A 21,356-nucleotide genomic window follows, 5' to 3' on the forward strand; every position below is an offset into this window, starting at 1 on the left:
TTGCGACTCTCCCTGTACCCCGGCATTGAGAAAACCTATGCCCGGCCCCCCTTGCTCCAAGGGTTTCCCCCGACAGTCGGCGGCGCCTCTTGCGCTGGGGGGTGCGGGGGGCGAAGGGTGCGGCGATGCGCGGCGCGCATGAATCCTGGCCAGCGGCTACGCCGCGCATAGGGCGCGCCTGGCGGCGCGGAAGGCTCTGGAAAAAGGCGGGGCAGCTCATGGCAGGTGCTCCGCGAACAGGCCGCCTGCGGCGCTGGCCAGCGCGCGCTGGCATGCCCCGTTCAACCACACCACCTCGGTACGGATGCCGGTTCCGCGGCCGGCAGAGATCCGCGCCTGAGTGCGGTATGCGCACCACCCCGGCAAGGCTTCGGCATACAGGCCCGAGTCGTAGCCCGACAACACCACCATCCCCTGCAAGGCCTGCAGGGCCTGCAGCAGTTCGCGATGGTCGGCATCGCTCATCTCATGCCGGTAGCAGCTCTTGACGTTGCGTAGATTGCGCGTGCTGTGCACATAGGGCGGGTCTACAAAGTGCAGCGATTCCGCACTATCGTGCTGCCGCAGCACGTCCAGCGCCGGTCTGTTCTCGATCAGCACCGCCTGAAACCGTTCCGCCGCGGCCAACAGAACCGGCGGGTAAGCTGCCCAGTCCATCTGAGCGGTCGCATACTGCCTCATCGTGTCCACTCGAAAGCCTGTTGCGCCCTTCGTGGCGCCAGCGGAACCAAAGCCCATTTGCGCCCGGATCACCGTGCGCCGCGCTCTCTCCACCAGGTCGTCTGTGGGCTCCCAGGCCAGGTCGAACTCAGCGCGGGCATAGGGCGTGAGCGTGACGGCCTGCACCAGGCGATCGCGCAGTTCCGGCTGCTGCAGACAGCGGAAGAAAGCCACGACCTCGCCATCCAGGTCGTTGTAAACCTCTCCATGGCTGCGAGGCTTCTGGAGCAGCACGCCTGCCGCGCCACCGAAAGCCTCGGTGTAGATGCGATGCGGCGGAAAGAACTGCAGCAGCCACGGCGCCAGCCTGAACTTCCCGCCGTGATAGCGAAGCGCCGGCCGGGTCACCATGGCTTTCCCCCCCCATTGCCAAACCCGTCATCCGGCTCCATCGTCTCGGTCGGCCCCTTGGGCACCACCGCATGCAGCCCGTACTGCTCCAGGGCCGACAGCGACAGGGCCACCATGTTCGACACCCGTGTGCTGCCCACCACGCGCTCCACGGCCAGCGGCTGGTCGTTGCCGTCCACCATCAGCACGTCCGCCTCGGCCAGCATCTTTTTGTAGACCCGATCGCTCTTGACCGGCAGGCCGTCCCAGAACTCGCGCAGCGTCGGCGTCGAGCTCATGTGCGCCATCACGTGCGACGTGCGCACGCACAGCACCTGCGCCTCATCGATCTGGCTGAAGGCGAACGGGTAGGGGTCGTTGCGCTCGGCCTGCTCGATGCGCTTGGAGCGCACGTAGTCCGCATCCAGGCCCATGTCCGAGAACACCATGTCGTCGGGCAGGCCCAGGGCCATGTACTTCAGCGCCAGGTCGGCCACCTGGTTGGGCGTCTCGGTGCGGCGCTGGGCGTAGCGCAGGGTGAACTCGTCGGGCCCGGGGTCAATCCCCTTGAAAAGCAGGTGGATGCGAAAGGCCATTGCGTAGGCTGCGGCCATGGCGTCCTGCAGGCTGTCCACCTCGTCGTAGTAGCTGCGCTTGAGGTCTTCCAGAATGTCGCGCGCCATGCCATCGGTGTAGCCAAACAGGCCCTTGGGCGCGGGACTGCCGGCGTAGAACGAATCCAGCAGGTGCGCCACGTCGCCAATGTCTCCCAGGGTGGCGTCGCCCTGCACGGCCTGCACTCCGCCCTTGCGGTTCAGGTAGAAGTCGGTGCTGATCTGGTGCTTCTCGCCCTCCACGGTCAGGCGGTAGGCTTCCAGCTCGTCCTTCTGCGCTCCCTCCAGCACGTGCGCCAGCCGCAGCGGCGCGCGCTGGCGGCGCCGGATCACCAGGTCCTCCTCGGTCATCATCAGCTTCTTCCACACCGTGGCGCAGGCGTCGAGGAACGGGCGGCCCATGCTGCCCAGGTCATCGAAGTTGTCCGGGTCCAGCCGTGCAAAGGCCATCTGGTAGGCCGCCCAGCTCGCCAGGGGCGTGCCGGTCATCACGTCGCGCTGCTCCCAGGCCTTGGCCGGGTTGACGAAGCGCCCGCCGCTGTCCGTGAGCGGCACGATAGTGTCGCTGGGCATGCGGATGCCGGCCACCACGTCCAGCCGCTCGTTCAGCACCAGCTGCAGGGGCAGATTGCCCTCCATCACGAAGCCGCGCGCGTCGCTGCGCAGCTTCTCGGCCACGTCCAGCTGCATGCGGCCCTTGAGGGCGCTCCACTCGCGCTTGAGGGTTTCACTGCTGGCCTGCTCGTTCACCTGCAGCACCAGGCCGCCGCGAATGCAGTCGCCCGCCAGCTTGCGGTGGATGGCCTTCACGCGGCCGTCGCGCCGGTCCATGTCGCGGATGGTGTGCACCATGGCGCGCCGGTCGGTATCCAGCCACATGGTGCGGTACATGCGTTCCATGGCCTTGTCGGACGCCAGGCGCGCGCCGGTCTCGCCCGTCAGCCGGTTGGCCGCGGGCCAGAACTCCCGCCACATGGTGCCCAGCCGCGCCGCCGCGGCGGATGGCAGGGATGACAGTTGCTTGAGCATGGTGTTATTTCCTTTCATGCGGGCACCAGCACGCCGCCGGCGCTGGGTGCCCAGGCCTGCCCCCACGCGCGCAGGCCGCCCATGGCCCGCTGCAGCAGCCCGGCCACACCGCCGCCCATGCCCAGCAGCTGCTCGCGCGTCTGCTTGCGGCTCTGGATCACCGTGGGCACGTCGGCCAGGCCGCGAGTCAGCAGCGCGTAGACGGCCGCGCAGGCCGCGTCGAACAAGTCGTCGCCCGTCTTGCGGTCCACCATCGAGAAGCTGCTGTAGCTGGCCTGGGTGGGCTGGGCCTTGATGTTTCCCATCTGGCGCACGAAGGCCAGCCATTCCTCGGGCTCGCGCTCGTCCGCCGTGTCCACGTAGGGGAAGGCGGCGCGGTTGTGGTGGAAGGCCTCGCGCAGGGCGCTGGCCATGATGTGCTTGACCATGCCCTCGAAGCGCTGCGGGGCAAAGGCCCACTGGCTCCAGGCCGTGGCCGTGCTCTGGCCATCGGCCACCGTCTCGCGGTTGATGTGGGTGAGCCCCTTGCTGAACAGCTCGTCGTTCACCGCCGTGAGCATGCCCACGCCGTAGGCGTCGCCCACCGCGTAGTCGGGCCGGAAGTAGTCCCAGATCGCCACCAGGTCGCGCGCCAGCACCCGGTCATCAACGCCGGGCGCCCACATGCGCACATAGGGGAAGGTGAGCCAGTTGCCGATCTGCTCGCAGATCACCAGGGCGGACTTGGAGGCGGCCGGGTCTTCGCCGTGGCCCGTGTGGTCGTAGCCCAGCGACAGCAGGCCGCGGCGCCGGTACCGCTCGCCCGGCAGCGGGCAGGCGCGCTGCAGGCCTGCCTCCAGGCCCAGGGCGCTGGCGCGGCGAATGTGCTCCTCCCAGATCCAGTTCTGCGCCCGGATGTTCATGCCCAGGAACTGGCGGATGTACTCCTCCGGCGGCAGCTGCTTTTGCATGCTGGCCGCCCAGTCCGCATCCACCAGGCCCAGCTGCACGCCCAGGTGCACGTCTATTGTGGGCAGCGTGTGGTATTCGCCCGTGTCGATCAGGCGCTGCAGCACGTCGGCGCCCTTGTACACGCCACTGATGCGGATGCTGGGCTTGAAAACCGTCTCGCGCCGGTCCACCCCCAGCCGCCGCGCCGCGCCCAGCATGGGCAGAAAACGCGACATCAGCCGGTCTTGCGGCATGTCGTCGGTCTCCTCCAGGCTGGCGTAGGTGATCGAGTCGCCGTCGATCTGGCTCATGATCCCGTAGGCGCTGGCCTTGGAGCCGTTCACGAACTGGAACGCCGTGTCCTTGAGCTGCGGGCGCCCCTGCTTGTGGGCAATGAAGGCCGTCAGCATCTCGCTGCGCCGTATGCCGTCGATCAGGTAGTTCAGGTTGTTCTGGCTCTGCTGCATGCGCGGCGCCACGATGCCCAGCTCTTGGTGGGGCGTGGTGGCCAGCATCTCCAGGTGGTACATCTCCTTCACCGCCGTCTTGCCCGTGCGCCGGCAGCTGCCATTCCTGATCCGGCACGTTCTCCACCAGGTCGGGAATCCCCTCGAACGCGCGGCGGCACGCGCCGCAGCGGAAATTGACGGTGGGAATCTGCGCGGACCAATCCTTGGGCATGCTGGCATCTTGCCGCCCAAGGTCCTAGCAGAAAAAGGGGGTGAAATGACGCTACAGCGCTTGTTAATAAAGCGCTTCAAGCTATTTATTTCATAGTTCCAGGTGAGGCATCACTGCCCGTAGCGCTTGTTGCCACCGCTGGTGATGCAGTACCTCCCACCTCTTGGACCAACGCAGACACGCCCACTGCCGCAGGGACATCCGCCAGCGCTGGGTGGAGGCGAAACATTGATGTTTGTAGTGGGCGACTTGAAGGGTTGCGGATTGCGACTCGCGTACGTCTTCCCCCCAACAGTGGGATGGCACGAGTACGCAAAGATGGTCGCTCTTGCCCACACAAAGTCGCCGTTCACCTGCACGCCGATCCAACCCGCCATCAGTGGCCCGACCTCGTATCGCATCCCTTTCTTGATTTGGATGGGACTGGAGGCAGGCATAGGACCATCTTTGGGAAGCGCTACATAAGTGTTCCCATCGCTGATTGCGCATTGCTGTCCAGCATGGGCAACGCTCAATGCACCGATCAGCGACAGAGCAAGGATGAGCTTAGTCAGGCAATGGACAAGCCAACTCATCACAGACTCCTTCAGGCTTGTATCAAAGCTATTTGGAGTACCGACGAAGCGCCTCGTCGTAAACCTGATCGCATTGGCGCCCCCTCTCCATAGGGAAAACTCGCTCACAGTTCGCGCGTGCAGAAATTGCAGCGCGCTTCGCGGGCGAGTAAGCGATGTATGGGAAGAGAAAAAAGACCGCAACTAAAGCGAGTGGAACCCACAACCACCATTTGATTCTCGAAACATTGGCGCCGCTCTGCTCGGAAGGCGTTGGCGACACGCTGACTCTAGAGACGGCGCCCTGCGGCATAGCGGTTGGCGCCCAATCCGACCCCTGCGTGAAGATCGCTTTGCATCTGAGGCAAGTTTCCGCATTCAATGCAAGTTCAGCGTTGCAGTTGGGGCAGTACCCGATGGCGGGCGCGGGCGTCAGTTGTTCAACCCGGAGCTTGATGTACGCGGCCTTCGCCTTGGCGTCGCTCCCGTCCGCTTCGGCAAAGCACCTCGCCCAAAGGCCAGCGTCACGTGCCTGCGGATTTTCGACTTCGGCCATTGCACTGGCCCACAGATCCATGTTGTCCGCCATCACCCCTCCCCGCCATCTCAGTGCACCAACTCCCACGCATCCGGCATACCCAGCGCTTGGGCCGTTGCGCCCAGGCCCTGAATCGACAGGTCCAGCCGCTCCTGAATGCTCTCCAGCAGCACAGCCATGCCCTCCCGATCCGTCACGGTGAACGACGCTTCGGTTTCCCCGTGTAGCAACCCCACCAGCAGCCCCAGCGCGCGTTGACTGCGCCTGGCCTCCAGCACGGCCTCGCGGAAATCTTCGTGTATCGCCCCCAGGTCGCCGCCGGACGCGGCGGTGTCGGTTTGTTGGTTCATGTCTGTGCTCCATTCGCGGTTTGAAGTACCGCCCCCCTGCTTCCCAACAGGGTGGCGGCCCGAACGCGGGTGGGAAGACCGATGGAGCACCGGCGAGCCATTACGGCTCCCCACGCCCGGGCCGCCGTAAACGTGGCACAGACGCAAAAAAGCCGCTATGTAATCCGTAGCGGCTCGCGCCGCTCCATTCGGGCTTCCCAACCCGGCCTGATTTCACTCAGGCACTGCGACTTTAATCCAAATTGCGCAGCGTTGCGCATAGAAATATCACCCCAAAAAGAAGGGGCCAGTCCGTAAGACCGGCCCCGAACGGGTAGTTCCCTTTGGAGACACGCGGGCAACCCGCGCGAACCGCACGATGCCGCCTCATGCCGCAAGCGTCAACGGAACTACACGGTTTCGCGCCATCACATTCCCAGGCCGGACCAGCACCAGCCTTGCGGTTCGCAGTGAGCCCAATATGGGGAGCCAATTCTCGGCACTGCGAATCCTGGTGCGGTTGTCCAACTGCACCAGGCATTCCGGGTGATAGTCCAGCAGGACTTGCACATCGCCCACACCCCCACCCCCAAAAAATTCAGCTTCGCCGGCGCAATCGCATTGGCTCTGCACGCCTGTCGCGTGCCGGCCGTTCCTGCCCGTTCCTCGGCACCTTTTCACTCCCTTGCCCGCCACCCATCCAGGCCACTGCTTGGCCGGGAAAGACCTTTCCCGCACATACTCCCCCGGGGTAACCATCCTTATCAAGGGTCTTTCGCAAGCAGGATAAGCGCTTCGTTCATATACTCCCACCCAGTACAAGCACAGCAACGCCGCTTCGCCGATGCCCCACTCCCCCGAAGACAAGCAACGCGCCATCACCCGCCTGCGCCGCATCCGCGGACAGGCGCAGGCGCTGGAGCGCGCCGTGGAGGCGGGCAGCGACTGCGCCCCCATCCTGCAGCAGCTGGCCGCCATGCGCGGCGCCGTGCACGGGTTGATGGCGGACCTGCTCGACAGCCATGTGCGCGAAACCCTGGCCCAGCAGCCCGCGCCGTCGCCCGAGGCGGTGCAGGAAACCCTGGCCCTGCTGCGCTCGTACCTGAAATGATTTTTCTGCCGATTCACCCCCGTATCTTTTCGAACTGAGGAGCCCACCCATGAAATCCCGCGCCGCCGTTGCCTTCAAGGCTGGAGAACCCCTGCAGATCGTCGAAATCGACGTAGCCCCGCCGCAAAAGGGCGAAGTGCTGGTCAGGATCACCCACACCGGCGTGTGCCACACCGACGCCTTCACCTTGAGCGGCGACGACCCCGAGGGCCTGTTCCCGGCCGTGCTGGGCCACGAGGGCGCGGGCATAGTGGTGGAAGTGGGCGAAGGCGTGACCAGCGTGAAGCCCGGCGACCATGTGATCCCGCTGTACACCGCCGAATGCGGCGAATGCCTGTTCTGCAAGAGTGGCAAGACCAACCTGTGCGTGGCCGTGCGCGCCACGCAAGGCAAGGGCGTGATGCCCGACGGCACCACGCGCTTTTCGTACAACGGCCAGCCCGTCTACCACTACATGGGTTGCAGCACGTTCAGCGAATACACCGTGGTCGCCGAGGTGTCGCTGGCCAGGATCCACCCCGACGCCAACCCCGAGCAGGTCTGCCTGCTGGGCTGCGGCGTGACCACCGGCCTGGGCGCCGTGAAGAACACCGCCAAGGTGCAGGAGGGCGACACCGTGGCCGTGTTCGGCCTGGGCGGCATCGGCCTGGCCGTGATCCAGGGCGCCCAGATGGCGAAGGCGGGCCGCATTATCGCCATCGACACCAACCCAGGCAAATTCGATCTGGCTCGCACCTTCGGCGCCACCGACTGCGTGAACCCCAAGGACTTCGACAAGCCCATCCAGCAGGTGATCGTGGAGATGACCGGCTGGGGCGTGGACCACAGCTTCGAATGCATCGGCAACGTCAACGTGATGCGCGCGGCGCTCGAATGCGCGCACCGCGGCTGGGGCCAGAGCGTGATCATCGGCGTGGCCGGCGCGGGGCAGGAGATCAGCACCCGCCCGTTCCAGCTGGTGACGGGCCGCAAGTGGCTGGGCACGGCGTTCGGCGGCGTCAAGGGCCGCAGCGAGCTGCCCGGCATGGTCGAGGACGCCATGGCCGGCACCATCCAGCTGGCGCCCTTCGTCACCCACACCATGGGCCTGCAGGACATCAACGCGGCGTTCGACCTGATGCACGAAGGCAAGTCCATCCGCTCGGTGGTCCGCTACGCTGCCTGACAAAAACAGGAGCATCTTGCGCTTGATACGCAATGGTTTCATGGCATTTAATACCTGGAACCATTGCCGATCAAGCGCAAACAGCTATTGAACTAGGAGCATACCGCCCATGTCCACTTCCGTTGAACTCCTGAGCGAACATGCCTGCTTCCAAGGCGAGCAGCGCTTCTACCAGCATGCATCGCGCGAAATCGGCCTGCCGATGCGCTTCTCCGTCTTCCTGCCGCCGCAGGCCGTGGCCGGCGAGAAGGTGCCCGCCCTGCTGTACCTGGCGGGCCTGACCTGCACCGAGGAAACCTTCATGGTCAAGGCCGGCGCCCAGCGCCTGGCCGCCGAGCTGGGCATGGCCCTGATCGCGCCCGACACCAGCCCGCGCGGCGCCGGCGTACCCGGCGAGTCGGACGCCTGGGACTTCGGCGTGGGCGCCAGCTTCTACCTCGATGCCACGCAGGCCCCCTGGGCCACGCACTGGCGCATGGAAAGCTATCTGGTCCAGGAGCTGCTGCCGCTCATCGCCGCCACCCTGCCCATCGACGAGGCGCGGCTGGGCATCTTCGGCCACAGCATGGGCGGCCATGGCGCGCTGACGCTGGCGCTGCGCCACCCGGGCCGCTTCAAGAGCCTGTCGGCATTCGCCCCCATCTGCGCACCCACGCGCTGCCCGTGGGGCGAGAAGGCCTTTGCCGGATACCTGGGCCCCGACCGCATGACCTGGGGCGAGCACGACGCCACCGTGCTCCTGGAGAACTATCCGCTGGCGCCCTACCCGGCCGGCATCCTCATCGACCAGGGCCTGGCCGACAAATTCCTGGCCGACCAGCTGCACCCGCACCTGTTCGAAGCTGCCTGCGCCGCCATCGGCCAGCCACTCACGCTGCGCCGCCACGCGGGCTACGACCACGGCTACTACTTCATCCAGAGCTTCATCGACGACCACCTGCGCCACCATGCGCAGCAGCTGGGCCTGCAGTAGCCAAGCCACCACGCCCGCAGGCCGTCCCTACGCAATTTGCCGGCTTCCTGCAAGCCCGCGGCAATTCGCACTGACGGCGTGCGAGATCTCTTGGCAAAAGCGGGCCTCGGCCCCACAATCCAGCCATCGCACCAAGATGGTGCTTTCTGAGTACATGCCTTGGCCCGGACAACCCCGTTGCCCGGGCTTTTGTCCGTTTGAGCGTTGTCGGGACGCCAGCGGCCGCTGCAGGCAGCGGCGACCGCGACCCCTCGCCACCCACACACCACAAGGGAGTCATACCATGCAGCGCAAGCCCCACGTCATCCTGTCGTCCCTGGATATGGAGCGCATCGAAGCCCTGTTGGAAAAGCAGAGCACCCCGTTTCCCGGCCGCGAGGCGCTGGAGGCCGAGCTGGACCGCGCCGATGTGTTCGACCCCAAGGACATGCCGCCCAACGTGGTGACCATGAACTCCACCGTGCGCTTCACCATCCTGGAGTCGAGCAAGACCAATACGCTGACCCTGGTGTACCCACGGGAGATGGACGGCTCCAGCGACAAGGTGTCGGTCTTCGCGCCCGTGGGCATCGCGCTGCTGGGCCTGAGCGTGGGCGACGAATTCCAGATGCCCAGCCCCACGGGCCAGGTCACGGTGCGCGTGGACGCCATCGAGTTCCAGCCCGAAAGCGCGGGCGAACTGCACCGCTGAACGCTGCCGGGCTTCGGTCCCCGAACATCCAGGCAGCCCCACCGGCTGCCTTTTTTGTGTTCAGTAAAAGCCCGCCACCAGGGCGGTGAGCAGCCCCGTCCCCACCAGCCCCGCCTGCCAGCGCAGTGCGGACTGCCAGGTGGGCACATGCCGCTCCACGCGCTCGTACAGCACATGGCCCGCGGCAAGGGACAGACCGAACGCCGCCACCATGCCCGTCATGGCCGCGGCTATGGACTGCGGCCATGCCTGGCTGACCACGGCATTGACGAACACGCACACCGCGAAGTGCACGAGGAAGACCGAGTAGGACATCTGCCCCAGCCGGTTCAGCGGCGCCCAGCCCTTCCACCCTGCCATGGCGGGGCTGCGCATGGCCGCCACCAGGGCCAGCGCGGTGACGCCCGCCAGCGCGATGCGCGGGCGCCATTCCAGGCCCAGCGCCGCGACCACCAGGGCCGTCATCAGCAGGGCCCAGCTCCAGGCCCCCAGGGCACGTGGAGCCTGCACCGCCCAGTACGCCAGCATGCCCAGCCCGTAGGCGCCAAAGAAGTACACCGCCCAGATGTCCCATTGCGCATCGCGGTTGAAGCCCAGCAGCGATGCCGCCACGCCCGCCACCACCAGCACCTGGGCCACGCTCACGGGCCATGGCCAGCAGCGGGCCGGCATCTGATCGCCCCAGCGCCGGCGCAGCGCCGCACCGGCCCATGCCACGCCGGCCAGCAGCAGCGTGGTCAGCGCAAACAGCTGGAAGTCGATGGCCACGTACCACACGCCGGCCGACAGCGATTCCTCGCCCAGGATGCTCTGCAGCAGCAGGGCATGGGCCAACAGCTGCCACAGGTCAGGCTCGCCGGAGAGCGACTCATGCTCGAACCACGGCCGCACGGCCGCCTGCACCACGATCGCCAGCACCAATGCCACCGCATAGGGCACGACCAGCCGCATAAAGCGGCGCGCGATCCGGGTCCAGGGCGCATCGAACCGCGCCTGCCCTTGCGGGGCCAGGCTCGCGGCAGCCAGAAAGCCGCCCAGCACCAGGAACACCTGCACCGCCATGCGCGCGTACTCGTACAGCCAGTCGATCAGCCCGGGCACGACCTGGCGGGCCACGTCGGACATGGGGCCATAGAACGCCAGGTGGTGCCAGACGATGGCCGCACAGGCCAAGCCCTTGGTGCAGTCAATCAACGCACTGCGGCTAACGTGGGACATGGGTGGCAATCGGGACGGTGTGGGGCCTCCGCGCGGCCGGACCCGTGCCTGCGACAGAGGATGAAGGCAAAAAACAAGGCCGCCATTGTGCGCCTTTCGGCCCGTGCATGCACGGCGCCCGCAGCCGCGGCGGCGCTGTGCGCGCGCGGGGCACAATGACGGCCATGGCGCAATCCAAACCTCTTCCCGCGTTGAACCGGCAATTTGTCTCGCACTTTGGAGAGATGGGCAGCCGCTGGGGCATCAACCGCACCGTGGGCCAGATCTACGCCCTGCTGTTCCTGTCGCCGGAGCCGCTCAACGCCGACCAGATCGCCGAGACGCTGGAGTTTTCGCGCTCCAACGTCAGCATGGGGCTCAAGGAGCTGCAGGCCTGGCGCCTGGTCCAGTTGCGCCACCAGCCCGGCGACCGGCGCGAATATTTCGAGGCGCCGCAGGACGTCTGGGAGATCTTCCGCCGCTTGGCCGAGGAGCGCCGCCGCCGCGAGATCGAACCCACCCAGTCCATGCTGCGCGCCGCCATGCTGGAAGAGGCCTCGACCGACGAGGAGCGCTACGCCCAGCAGCGCATGCGCGACATGTACGAGCTGATCGACCGGCTCATGAACTGGTTCGACGACGTGCAGCGCCTGTCGCCCGAGACCGCCATGCAGCTCATGGGCATGGGCACGGCCGTGACGCGGCTGCTCGAGTTCAAGGACCGCGTCACGGGCACAAAGGGCCGCGCCAAGCCCGACGCGACGAACGACTGATCACGGGCCACCCGGACAAGAAAAACAGCTCCCGAGGGAGCTGTTTTTCTTTCAGTGCTTGGCAGGCTTTTCGCGGGCCAGCAACTCGCGGCGCGTGGCCTCGTCATCCATCAGTTCGTACCACATCGCGTTGAGCACCGCGAAGGCCGCCGCCAGCGGCAGGCCGAGCAACCAGGCGAAATACCACATGGTGTTGTTTCCTTTCTTGCAGCTTCGTGAGCCGGCGAATCAATAAGAGTGGCCCCGGCCTTCGATGATGGCCATGGGATCGACCTTGCCGCGCAGCACGCTGTAGACCCAACTGGTGTAGGCCAGGATGATGGGCACGAAGATCAGCGCGCACACCAGCATGATGAACAGCGTCAGATGGCTGGACGAGGAATCCCAGACCGTGAGGCTGTGCTGCGGGTTCAGCGACGAGGGCAGGATGAACGGGAACATGGACGCTCCCACGCTGGCGATGATGGCCGCAATGCCCAGGCCGCTGGACAGCAGGGCCAGCCACTCGCGGCGCAGCCACATGCCCAGGGCCGCCAGCAGCGGCAGCAGCAGGCCCAGGGCCGGCACCAGGTACAGCGCGGGCAGTGCCCGGTAGTTGGCGAACCAGGCGCCGGCATGCACTTCGGCCGTTTTGAACAGCGGATTGGACGGGCCCACGGGGTTGACCACGCTGGTGATGCGGTAGCCGTTCAACGCCGCCAGCCAGACGCCGGCCACGGCAAACAGTACCGTGGTGGCGATGGCCGCGATCACGCCGAAGCGGCGCGCACGGGCCGCCACCTCACCCTCGGTCTTGAACACCAGCCAGGACGCGCCATGCATCAGCAGCATGGCCAGGGAGACCAGGCCGGCCAGCAGCGCGAACGGGTTGAGCAGGCCGAAGAACGTGCCCTCGTAGTAGATGCGCATGTCGGGCGCGAGGCGGAAAGGCACGCCCTGCAGCACGTTGCCCACGGCCACGCCGAAGATCAGCGCCGGCACCACGCCGGCCATGCACAGCACGGCATCCCAGCGTGCGCGCCAGGCGGGTTCTTCGCGCTTGCTGCGGAACTTGAAGGCCACGGGGCGCAGGATCAGCGCCACCAGCACGGCGAACATGGCCAGGTAGAAGCCCGAGAACGACACGGCATACAGCTGCGGCCAGGCCGCGAAGATGGCGCCGCCGCCCAGGATCAACCAGACCTGGTTGCCCTCCCACACGGGGCCCACGCTGTTGATGACGACGCGGCGCTCCACGTCGGTCTTGCCCACCAGCGGCAGCAGCGCACCGGCGCCCAGGTCGAACCCGTCGGTCACGGCAAAGCCGATGAGCAGCACGCCCAGCAGTCCCCACCACAGCAGGCGCAGGACGTCGTAACTCAGCAGTTCGTGAAGAATCATGATTTCAATCTCCCCTGCTCATTGCCCGCGGGCGAGCTTTTGCATCAACGGAAAGTAGGTGGTCAGGTGCGGCGCACTTTCCTCCTGTGGCCCCTTGCGAATGGCCTTGACCAGCAGCTTCATCTCGATGACGAAGAGCACGGTGTAGATGGCGACAAAGCCGGCGATGGTCAGCAGCAACGTGCCCGCCCCCAGGTTGGAGACGGCCAGCGCCGTGGGCAGCACGCCTTCGATGATCCAGGGCTGGCGGCCCACCTCGGCCACGATCCAGCCGCATTCGGCGGCGATCCACGGCAGTGGAATGGCGAACACCGCAAGCTTGAGCAGCCAGGGATGGGCGTCCAGCCTGCGGCGCACCGACAGCCAGAAGAAGGTCGCCGTCAGCACGATGAAGAACATGCCCAGCCCCACCATGACGCGGAAGCTCCAGAACAGCGGCCCCACGGCCGGCACCGTGTCCCAGGCAGCCTGCTGGATCTGCGCATCCGTGGCCTGGCGTGGGTCGTCCACATAGCGCTTGAGCAGCAACGCATAGCCCAGCAGGGCGCCCTTGTCCTCGAACGCTGCCTTGGCCTCGGCCGGCACCGGGTCCGGTGCGCGCACGGCGCGGATGGTCTCCAGCGCGTCGTAGGCCACGATGCCGTCGCGCACATGCTGCTCGGTCTTCTTGACCAGGTCGTTGATGCCCGGGATCTCGGTGGTCAGCGAACGCGTGCCGATCAGGCCCATGGCCCAGGGAATGTGCACGGCGTAATGCGTCTCGCGCGCCTCCTTGTCGGGAAAGCCGAAAGCCGTGAAGGCGGCCGGCGCGGGTTCGGTGTCCCACATGGCCTCGATGGAGGCCAGCTTCATCTTCTGGTGTTCCGACGACAGGTAGCCGCTTTCGTCACCCAGCACCACCACCGACAGCGCGGCCGCCAGGCCGAACGAGGCAGCTACCGTCATGGAGCGGCGCGCCAGGTGGATGTGCCGGCCCTTGAGCAGGTACCAGGCCGAGATGCCCAGCACGAAGATGGCCGCCGTCACGTAGCCGGCCGAGACCGTGTGCACGAACTTGGCCTGCGCCACGGGGTTGGTCAGCACCGCGAAGAAGTCGGTGACCTCCATGCGCATGGTCTGGGGATTGAACTGCGCGCCCACGGGGTTTTGCATCCAGCCGTTGGCGATCAGGATCCACAGCGCCGAGAAGTTCGAGCCCAGGGCCACGCACCAGGTGGCCACCAGGTGGCCCACCTTGCTCATGCGGTCCCAGCCGAAGAAGAACAGGCCCACGAAGGTGGCTTCGAGAAAGAAGGCCATCAGCCCCTCGATGGCCAGCGGCGCACCGAAGATGTCGCCCACATAGTGGCTGTAGTAGCTCCAGTTCATGCCGAACTGGAACTCCATCACGATGCCCGTGGCCACACCCATGGCGAAGTTGATGCCGAACAGCGTGCCCCAGAACTTCGTCATGTCGCGCCAGATGGTGCGGCCCGTCATCACGTAGACGGTCTCCATGATGGCGATGATCACGGCCAGGCCGATGGTCAACGGAACGAACAGGAAGTGGTAGAGCGCCGTTACCGCGAACTGCAGCCGCGATAAATCGACGATGTCGAGGTCCATGGTGAGATCCTTTCTCTCGGGTACTTGGGATGAATTCCTTGCGGCCAGCCTGTGCTCAAGCGTCCTGTCGCAGACGGCCCAGCGCCTCGTCGAAGGCCGGCGTGCCGCGCCGCGCCTGTGACACCACCCTGCCCTCGCGCACCCACAGCAGGCGGTCGGCCAGCCGGGCCTCGCGCAGCTTGTGGGTGGCCAGGACCACGGTATGCCCCTGCGCAGCGCCTTCCAGGCGCGCCAGCAGGTCAGCAGCCGTTGGCGCGTCCAGCCCCTCGGTGGGCTCGTCCAGCAGCCAGCAGCGCGCGGGGCTCAGCAGCAACCGCGCCAGTGCCAGGCGCCGCGCCTGGCCGCCCGACAGGCCCAGCCCGCCCTCGCCCAGGCGTGTATCCAGCGCCTGCGGCATGGCGCGCACGTCCGTCGCCAGGCCCGCGACCTCCAGCGCCGCCCACAGCCGCGCATCGTCGGCGCCGGGGCTGGCCAGCAAGAGGTTGTCGCGCAGGCTGTCCTCGAACAGCTCGGTGCGCTGCGTCATCCAGGTGCAGCGCTGCGCCCGCACGGTTCCATCCAGCGGCTGCAGCTCGCCCGCCATCAGCGACAGCAGCGTGGTCTTGCCCGCACCGCTGGCGCCCAGCAGGGCCACGCGCTCGCCCTCGTGGATGCGCAAGCGCTGCGGCAGCCTGGCGCCATGGGGTGCCACGGCCTGTTCCAGCTCCACGGCCAGGCCGGCGTGCGGTGCGGCCGGCAAAATCTGGCCGGCATCGCCCTGGCCGCACACAGCGGGCGCCAGCCGGCGCGCGGCCAGGCCGCTGCGGCCTGCCTCCAGGGCGCCACGGCGCAATGCGGCGAACGGCTCCATGGCCGTCAGCACCAGCAGCACGGCCAGCGCAGCCACGGGCGCCCCCAGCAAGCCGGCCTGGGCCAGCCAGCCCACGCCCAGCAGCACGCCGGCCAGTGCCAGCGCCGCGCACAGGCCCTGGATGAAGGACGCCCTGGCCTCCAGGCCGTAGAGCACGCGGTCCGCGCCTGCCACGCGCGCATCCAGCGCGGCGATGCGCTCGCCATGCGCGGCCAGGGTGCCGGCCATGACCAACTCGGCCTGCCCGGCCACCAGGTCGGCGGTGCGGGCCCGCAGCGACTCCAGCGCCAAGGCACGGCGCACGGCGGGGCGGCGCGCGGCGCGCGCCAGCCACAGCGCGCTGCCCAGCCCCGTGAGCAACAGCCAGGCGGCCAAGGCCAGGCCCAACCACCAGCGCATGAACCCCAGGGCAATGGCCGCCATCAGCGTGGCGCCAGCGGCCGCCACCAGCGGCACGAACAGGCGCAGGTACAGGCTGTCCAGCGCGTCCACGTCGGCCGTCAGCCGCTGCAGCAGCCGCGCCGGGCGCAACCGCAGGTTTTGCGCCGCGGCGGGCGTGGCCCAACTGCGCAGCAGCCGCTCGCGCAACGCGGCCAGCACGGCCAGGGTGGCATCGTGCGTGACCAGCCGCTCGGCGTAGCGCGTGCCCGTGCGCCCCAGCGCCAGCAGGCGGATGCCGGCCGAGGGCATGAAGACATCGAAGACCAGGGCCGTGGCCGGCACCAGGCCGGCCAGCGCCGTGGCCGTGATGAACCAGCCCGACAGACCCAGCAGCGCCATGCCCATGAGCACCGTGAGCAGGGCCAGCAGCGCGCCGCCCAGCCACAGGCGCCGCGGCGCCATGCGGGCCAGGGCCGCGAGCACATCCAACAGGCGGGAGCGGGGCTTCATGCGGCGCACTCCGCGCTGGCCATGTCGGCCGGGCGGTGCCGCGCAGGGGCCCCGGCCCCGGGCACCAGTGGCACCACGCGATGCATGGCGGCGGCCAGTTCGGCATCATGGGTGGCAACGATCAGCGTGCGCCCACGCGCTAGCTGCAGCAGGGCGTCGGTGACCTGCGCGGCCGTGGCCGGGTCAAGATGGGCCGTGGGTTCGTCGACCAGCAGCAGACCGGCATCGGGCGCCAGGGCCAGGCGGGCCAGTGCCAGCCGCACGATCTCGCCGCCCGACAGGCCGGCCCCGCCTTCGCCCAGCGTGGCGCCGGCACGCGCCTGGGCCACCGCGCCCAGCCCCGCCAGCCGCATGGCCTGGCGCAGATCATCGAAGGCCAGGCCCTGGCGGCCCAGCGCCAGGTTGCCCGCCACCGAGCCCGCGAACACATAAGGGCTCTGCCCCATCCAGGCCATGCGCGTGCGCAGCCTGCCCGCCGATTCGGCATCGAGCAACTGGCCGTCCACATGGATGGAACCCGGCCCGGCCACGGGCAGCAGGCCCGCGATCTGCGCCAACAGCAGCGACTTGCCGCTGCCGCTGGGGCCCCACAACGCCACATGCTCGCCGGGCCGCACGTCCAGGTTCAGGGGGGCCAGCGTGCAGGCACCGCCGGGCGCCTGGGGCCGCACCTGTTCCAGGCGCAAGGCGCAGGCCCGGCCGCCAGACCGGACCGGTGCGGCAAGGGCTCCGGGCAGCGGCTGCGCGTCATGGCCCAGTTTGTCCAATGCCTGCAGCGCGGCCTCGCCGCTGGCCCGGTCATGCCAGACGGCAGACAGCTCGCGCAGCGGATCGAAGAAGCTGGGCGCGAGCAGCAGCACGAACAGCGCCTGGCCCAGCGTCAGGGTCTGGCCCCAACTGCCGAAGGGCAGATGGCCCAGCAGATGAAAACCGACATAAACGGCCACCATGGCCACGCCCAGGGCCGAGAACAGCTCCAGCACCGCCGATGAGAGAAAGGCGATGCGCAGCACGCGCATGCTGCGCTCGCGCAGCGATTCGGCGTTGGCGCGCAGGCGCTGGGCCGTGGCGTCGACGGCGCCCAGCGCGCGCAGCGTGGACAGGCCGCGCAGACGGTCCAACAAGAAGGCATTCATGCCGCCCAGCTCCACCATCTGCGCCTCGCTGGCCGCCTTGGCGCGCCAGCCCACGATGGCCATGAACAGCGGAATCAACGGCGCGGCCAGCACCAGGACCAGGGCCACCACCCAGCTCTGGCTGGCCACGGCCAGCGCGATCAGCGGCGGCACGGTGCGCACGCGCCACATGGCGGTCTGGTAGCGCGACAGCCAGGGCACGATGGCCTCGGCCTGCTCGGCGATGGCGCTGGCCGCCTGGCCGGAGGCCGCGCGCCGGCGGTCCAGCGGCGAGGTGCCCGCCAGCGAACGCAGCACCTGCATGCGCAGCGTGCTCAGCAGGGAACGCGCCTGCAACTGGGCCCTGCGCGCGCCGCTGGCCTCGCACCAGGCACGCAGCGCGCCCAGCAGCGCCACGCCAGCGGCCAGGGGCCACAGCGGCGCCGTGCCCCGCCCATCGGCGATGGCCTGCACCGCCAGCGCCAGCAGCAGCGCCTGGGGCAGCCACAGCAGCGAAGCCAGTACCAGCCGCCCCGTCCCCGCCATGGGTCGGCGCGCAAGCCGGTCGAAACCGGACGATGACGGAGCACAAGGTTTGTTCATTTATTCTGAAATTTCAGTATTTACTGAAATTACGCAAACAATTCTAAACAATATTGCACTAGCCGTATGACAGGATGACGGAACCCGAGTGCGGCAGTCCGGTGTGCGCGCTGCCCATCACGGCCGGCAGCCGCTGTGGCCCCCTCTCGGGAGCCGGAAGCCCCAAAGAAAACGGCGCCCGAAGGCGCCGTGTGTGGGGGATGGGGGTTCGCCTCGCCGGCGGTGGGCCGTCAGGCCGGCGCCAGCACGCGCTCACGCGCCTGCTGGTATTCGCGCTTGAGGCGTGCGATCAGCTCGCCCGCGCCCGTGACCTCTCGGATGGCGCCAATGCCCTGGCCGCAGCCCCAGATGTCCTTCCAGGCCTTCTTGGCGTCGCCGCCAAAGTTCATCTTGCTCGGGTCGGACTCGGGCAGGTTGTCGGGGTCCAGCCCTGCCGCACGGATCGACGGCGCCAGGTAGTTGCCGTGCACGCCCGTGAACAGGTTGCTGTAGACGATGTCGTCCGACGTGCCGTCCACGATGGCCTGCTTGTAGGCATCGTGGGCGCGCGCCTCGTGCGTGGCGATGAAGGCCGAGCCGATGTAGGCAAAGTCCGCGCCCATGGCCTGGGCGGCCAGGATGGCGCCGCCCGAGGCGATGGAGCCCGACAGCGCCACCGGGCCGTCGAACCATTCGCGGATTTCCTGGATCAGCGCGAAGGGGCTCTTCACACCCGCGTGCCCGCCCGCGCCCGCCGCCACGGCGATGAGGCCGTCGGCGCCCTTCTCGATGGCCTTGCGCGCGAACTTGTTGTTGATGATGTCGTGCAGCACCACGCCGCCCCAGCCATGCACGGCCTGGTTCACGTCCTCGCGCGCGCCGAGCGACGTGATGATGATCGGCACCTTGTACTTGGCGCACAGCTGCATGTCGTGCTCCAGGCGGTCGTTGCTCTTGTGCACGATCTGGTTGATGGCGAACGGTGCCGAAGGCGCCTCGGGGTGCGCCCTGTCCCAGGCCGCCAGCGTCTCGGTGATCTCGGCCAGCCAGTCATCGAGCTGCTCGGCCGGGCGCGCATTGAGCGCCGGCATGGAGCCCACGATGCCCGCCTTGCACTGCTCGATCACCAGCTTGGGGTTGCTGATGATGAACAGCGGCGAGCCGATCACGGGCAGTGACAGTTTCTGCAATACGGGCGGTAGCTTGGACATCGACACAGTCTCCAATAGATTTATATGAAAATCAGGCTCTAGCGCTTGATGGAAAAGCGCTAGCAGCTATCAATTTAATTGCAACCTCACACCCTGGTGGATGGCGTCAGAAGGCCTCCAGCGGCAGCGCCGTGACGCTGGCCGCACCCTCGACGATGGCGTCGCGCTGGCCCGGAGCCTTCACCAGGATGTGCTCGGCATAAAAGCGCGCAGTAGCGATCTTGGCCTGCATGAACGCCACGTCCTGTCCCTTGGACGACAGCTCCTGCGCCACCAGCAACGCACGCGCCAGTTGCCAGCCGGCCACCAGGTTGCCGGTCAGCATCAGGTAGGGAACGCTGCCTGCATACACGTCATTGGGCTGCGCCTTGGCGCCGCCGGCAATGAACTGCACCACGTCCAGGAACGCCTTGCGCGCCGCCGCCAGCCGGCCGGCCACGGCCTTGGCGTCGTCCGTTCCGGCGGCGAGCAGTTCGGCCTCGGTCTTCTCGATCTGGGCCGCAATAGCCTGGGCCGACTGGCCGCCGTCGCGCGCCGTCTTGCGGCCCACCAGGTCGTTGGCCTGGATGGCGGTCGTGCCTTCGTAAATGGTCAGGATCTTGGCGTCGCGGTAGTACTGCGCAGCGCCCGTTTCCTCAATGAAGCCCATGCCGCCGTGCACCTGCACGCCCAGGCTGGTCACCTCCAGGCTCATCTCCGTGCTGTAGCCCTTGACCAGCGGCACCATGAATTCGTAGAACGTGGCGTTCTGCTTGCGCACTTCTGCATCGGGATGGTGGTGCGCGGCGTCGTAGGCGGCAGCGGCCGTGGTGGCCATGGCGCGGCAGCCTTCGGTGTAGGCGCGCATGGTCATCAGCATGCGGCGCACGTCGGGGTGGTGGATGATGGCCGCACTGCCCGCCACGCTGCCGTCCACGGGGCGGCTTTGCACGCGGTCGCGCGCGTACTGCACCGCCTGCTGGTAGGCCCGCTCGGCCACCGCGATGCCCTGCACGCCCACCGCGTAACGCGCGGCGTTCATCATGATGAACATGTACTCCAGGCCGCGGTTTTCCTCGCCCACGAGGTAGCCCACGGCGCCGCCATGGTCGCCGAACTGCAGCACGGCCGTGGGCGATGCCTTGATGCCCAGCTTGTGCTCGATGGACACGCAGTGCACGTCGTTGCGCGCGCCCAGGCTGCCGTCGGCATTCACCAGGAACTTGGGCACCACGAACAGGCTGATGCCCTTCACGCCCTCGGGCGCGCCGGCCACGCGTGCCAGCACGAGGTGGACGATGTTCTCGGCCATGTCGTGCTCACCGTAGGTGATGAAGATCTTGGTGCCGAACACCTTGTAGGTGCCATCGGGCTGAGGATCGGCCTTGGTGCGCACCAGAGCCAGGTCGGAGCCGGCCTGGGGCTCGGTGAGGTTCATCGTGCCGGTCCACTGGCCGGAGATGAGCTTGTCGAGGTAAGTGGCCTTGAGCGCGTCGCTGCCGGCCGTGAGCAGCGCCTCGATGGCGCCATCGGTCAGCAGCGGGCACAGCGCGAAGCTCAGGTTCGCGCTGTTGATCATCTCGATGCAGGCCGCGCCGATGGTCTTGGGCAGGCCCTGGCCGCCAAAGTCCACGGGGTGCTGCAGTCCCTGCCAGCCGCCTTCGGCGAACTGGCGAAACGCCTCCTTGAAGCCGGGCGTGGTCGTGACCGCGCCATCCTTCCAGGACGACGGGTTCTTGTCGCCCTCCACATTGAGCGGCGCCACCACGCCTTCGTTGAACTTCGCGCATTCCTCCAGCACGGCGGCGGCGGTGTCCAGCCCCGCATCCTCGAAGCCGGGAATCTGCGCGACCTGGTCGATGCGGGCCAGGTGCTCGATGGCAAACAGCATGTCCTTCACGGGGGCGACGTAGCTCATGGGGATCTCCAACTCAAATACAGTACGAATGTGATGAAAAAAAAAGGCATCGCAAGCGATGCCTTTGTGCCGGCACTGCGGCTTAGAGCGCCTTGACCAGTTCCGGCACGGCCGCGAACAGGTCTGCCTCCAGCCCGTAGTCCGCCACCGAGAAGATCGGCGCCTCCGGGTCCTTGTTGATCGCCACGAT

At 67.4% G+C, this 21,356-nt stretch carries 18 protein-coding genes and 1 pseudogene; 5 read left to right on the forward strand and 14 right to left on the reverse strand.

Annotated elements, in window-relative coordinates; genetic code table 11:
- Positions 1-216: 216 nt before the first annotated feature.
- From BP68_RS03210 to BP68_RS03230, 5 genes are all read right to left on the reverse strand, one after another.
- The gene (locus tag BP68_RS03210) at positions 217-1,071 is read right to left on the reverse strand and encodes a DNA adenine methylase (RefSeq protein ID WP_496369006.1); all 855 of its coding nucleotides are present in this window, start codon (positions 1,069-1,071) and stop codon (positions 217-219) included.
- The gene (locus tag BP68_RS03215) at positions 1,065-2,693 is read right to left on the reverse strand and encodes a hypothetical protein (RefSeq protein ID WP_496369008.1); all 1,629 of its coding nucleotides are present in this window, start codon (positions 2,691-2,693) and stop codon (positions 1,065-1,067) included. Before BP68_RS03215 ends, BP68_RS03210 begins: the two co-directional genes overlap by 7 nt.
- 14 nt (positions 2,694-2,707) lie before the next feature.
- On the reverse strand, positions 2,708-4,162 hold the full coding sequence (locus BP68_RS03220) for a hypothetical protein (RefSeq protein WP_496369010.1): 1,455 nt from the start codon (positions 4,160-4,162) through the stop codon (positions 2,708-2,710).
- A 745-nt stretch (positions 4,163-4,907) separates the two neighbouring features.
- Positions 4,908-5,435, reverse strand: coding sequence for a hypothetical protein (locus BP68_RS03225; RefSeq protein WP_496369012.1), 528 nt, complete (start codon positions 5,433-5,435; stop codon positions 4,908-4,910).
- 29 nt (positions 5,436-5,464) lie between these two features.
- On the reverse strand, positions 5,465-5,746 hold the full coding sequence (locus tag BP68_RS03230; RefSeq protein ID WP_496369014.1) for a hypothetical protein: 282 nt from the start codon (positions 5,744-5,746) through the stop codon (positions 5,465-5,467).
- Between the two features lie 823 nt (positions 5,747-6,569).
- Here BP68_RS03230 and BP68_RS03235 point away from each other — a divergent pair.
- The 4 genes from BP68_RS03235 to rnk all read left to right on the forward strand — a co-directional run bounded on the left by BP68_RS03235 (position 6,570) and on the right by rnk (position 9,665).
- Positions 6,570-6,836 carry a metal/formaldehyde-sensitive transcriptional repressor gene (locus tag BP68_RS03235; protein WP_496369016.1) on the forward strand — a complete coding sequence of 89 codons (267 nt, stop codon included), beginning with the start codon at positions 6,570-6,572 and terminating at the stop codon, positions 6,834-6,836.
- Between the two features lie 49 nt (positions 6,837-6,885).
- Complete coding sequence (locus BP68_RS03240; protein ID WP_496369018.1) at positions 6,886-8,001, forward strand: S-(hydroxymethyl)glutathione dehydrogenase/class III alcohol dehydrogenase; 1,116 nt, start codon at positions 6,886-6,888, stop codon at positions 7,999-8,001.
- A gap of 109 nt (positions 8,002-8,110) precedes the next feature.
- Positions 8,111-8,974: an S-formylglutathione hydrolase gene (gene fghA, locus BP68_RS03245; RefSeq protein ID WP_496369020.1), complete on the forward strand. Its 864-nt coding sequence runs from the start codon at positions 8,111-8,113 to the stop codon at positions 8,972-8,974.
- Between the two features lie 283 nt (positions 8,975-9,257).
- Positions 9,258-9,665 (forward strand): nucleoside diphosphate kinase regulator, encoded by a 408-nt coding sequence (rnk, locus tag BP68_RS03250; protein ID WP_496369022.1) that lies wholly within the window; start codon positions 9,258-9,260, stop codon positions 9,663-9,665.
- Positions 9,666-9,725: 60 nt separating this feature from the next.
- Here the strand turns inward: rnk and BP68_RS03255 are convergent, their stop codons facing one another.
- Positions 9,726-10,883, reverse strand: a complete 1,158-nt coding sequence (locus BP68_RS03255) for an acyltransferase family protein (RefSeq protein ID WP_496369024.1) — start codon at positions 10,881-10,883, stop codon at positions 9,726-9,728.
- 155 nt (positions 10,884-11,038) lie between these two features.
- On the opposite strand from BP68_RS03255, the gene BP68_RS03260 reads away from it, so the two are divergent.
- Positions 11,039-11,635, forward strand: a complete 597-nt coding sequence (locus BP68_RS03260; protein WP_496369074.1) for a GbsR/MarR family transcriptional regulator — start codon at positions 11,039-11,041, stop codon at positions 11,633-11,635.
- Between the two features lie 51 nt (positions 11,636-11,686).
- Here the strand turns inward: BP68_RS03260 and cydX are convergent, their stop codons facing one another.
- The 8 genes and pseudogenes from cydX to BP68_RS03300 form a co-directional block, all read right to left on the reverse strand.
- On the reverse strand, positions 11,687-11,824 hold the full coding sequence (cydX, locus tag BP68_RS03265) for a cytochrome bd-I oxidase subunit CydX (protein ID WP_428162859.1): 138 nt from the start codon (positions 11,822-11,824) through the stop codon (positions 11,687-11,689).
- 39 nt (positions 11,825-11,863) lie between these two features.
- Entirely contained in the window at positions 11,864-13,015 is a 1,152-nt protein-coding gene (cydB, locus tag BP68_RS03270; RefSeq protein ID WP_496369026.1) for a cytochrome d ubiquinol oxidase subunit II, read from the reverse strand.
- A gap of 18 nt (positions 13,016-13,033) precedes the next feature.
- A complete protein-coding gene (locus tag BP68_RS03275; protein WP_496369028.1) occupies positions 13,034-14,620 on the reverse strand; it encodes a cytochrome ubiquinol oxidase subunit I in 1,587 nt (528 codons plus the stop codon).
- A 55-nt stretch (positions 14,621-14,675) separates the two neighbouring features.
- Positions 14,676-16,361, reverse strand: a complete 1,686-nt coding sequence (locus BP68_RS03280) for an amino acid ABC transporter ATP-binding/permease protein (protein ID WP_496369030.1) — start codon at positions 16,359-16,361, stop codon at positions 14,676-14,678.
- Positions 16,358-18,022, reverse strand: coding sequence for a thiol reductant ABC exporter subunit CydD (cydD, locus tag BP68_RS03285; protein ID WP_496369076.1), 1,665 nt, complete (start codon positions 18,020-18,022; stop codon positions 16,358-16,360). Before cydD ends, BP68_RS03280 begins: the two co-directional genes overlap by 4 nt.
- 287 nt (positions 18,023-18,309) lie before the next feature.
- A complete protein-coding gene (locus BP68_RS03290; protein WP_496369032.1) occupies positions 18,310-19,269 on the reverse strand; it encodes an NAD(P)H-dependent flavin oxidoreductase in 960 nt (319 codons plus the stop codon).
- Positions 19,270-19,375: 106 nt separating this feature from the next.
- Positions 19,376-21,166, reverse strand: a complete 1,791-nt coding sequence (locus BP68_RS03295; RefSeq protein WP_496369034.1) for an acyl-CoA dehydrogenase — start codon at positions 21,164-21,166, stop codon at positions 19,376-19,378.
- A gap of 82 nt (positions 21,167-21,248) precedes the next feature.
- A pseudogene (locus tag BP68_RS03300) lies at positions 21,249-21,356 on the reverse strand (electron transfer flavoprotein subunit alpha/FixB family protein); the annotation flags it as partial.

Source organism: Diaphorobacter oryzae DSM 22780, assembly GCF_059568935.1.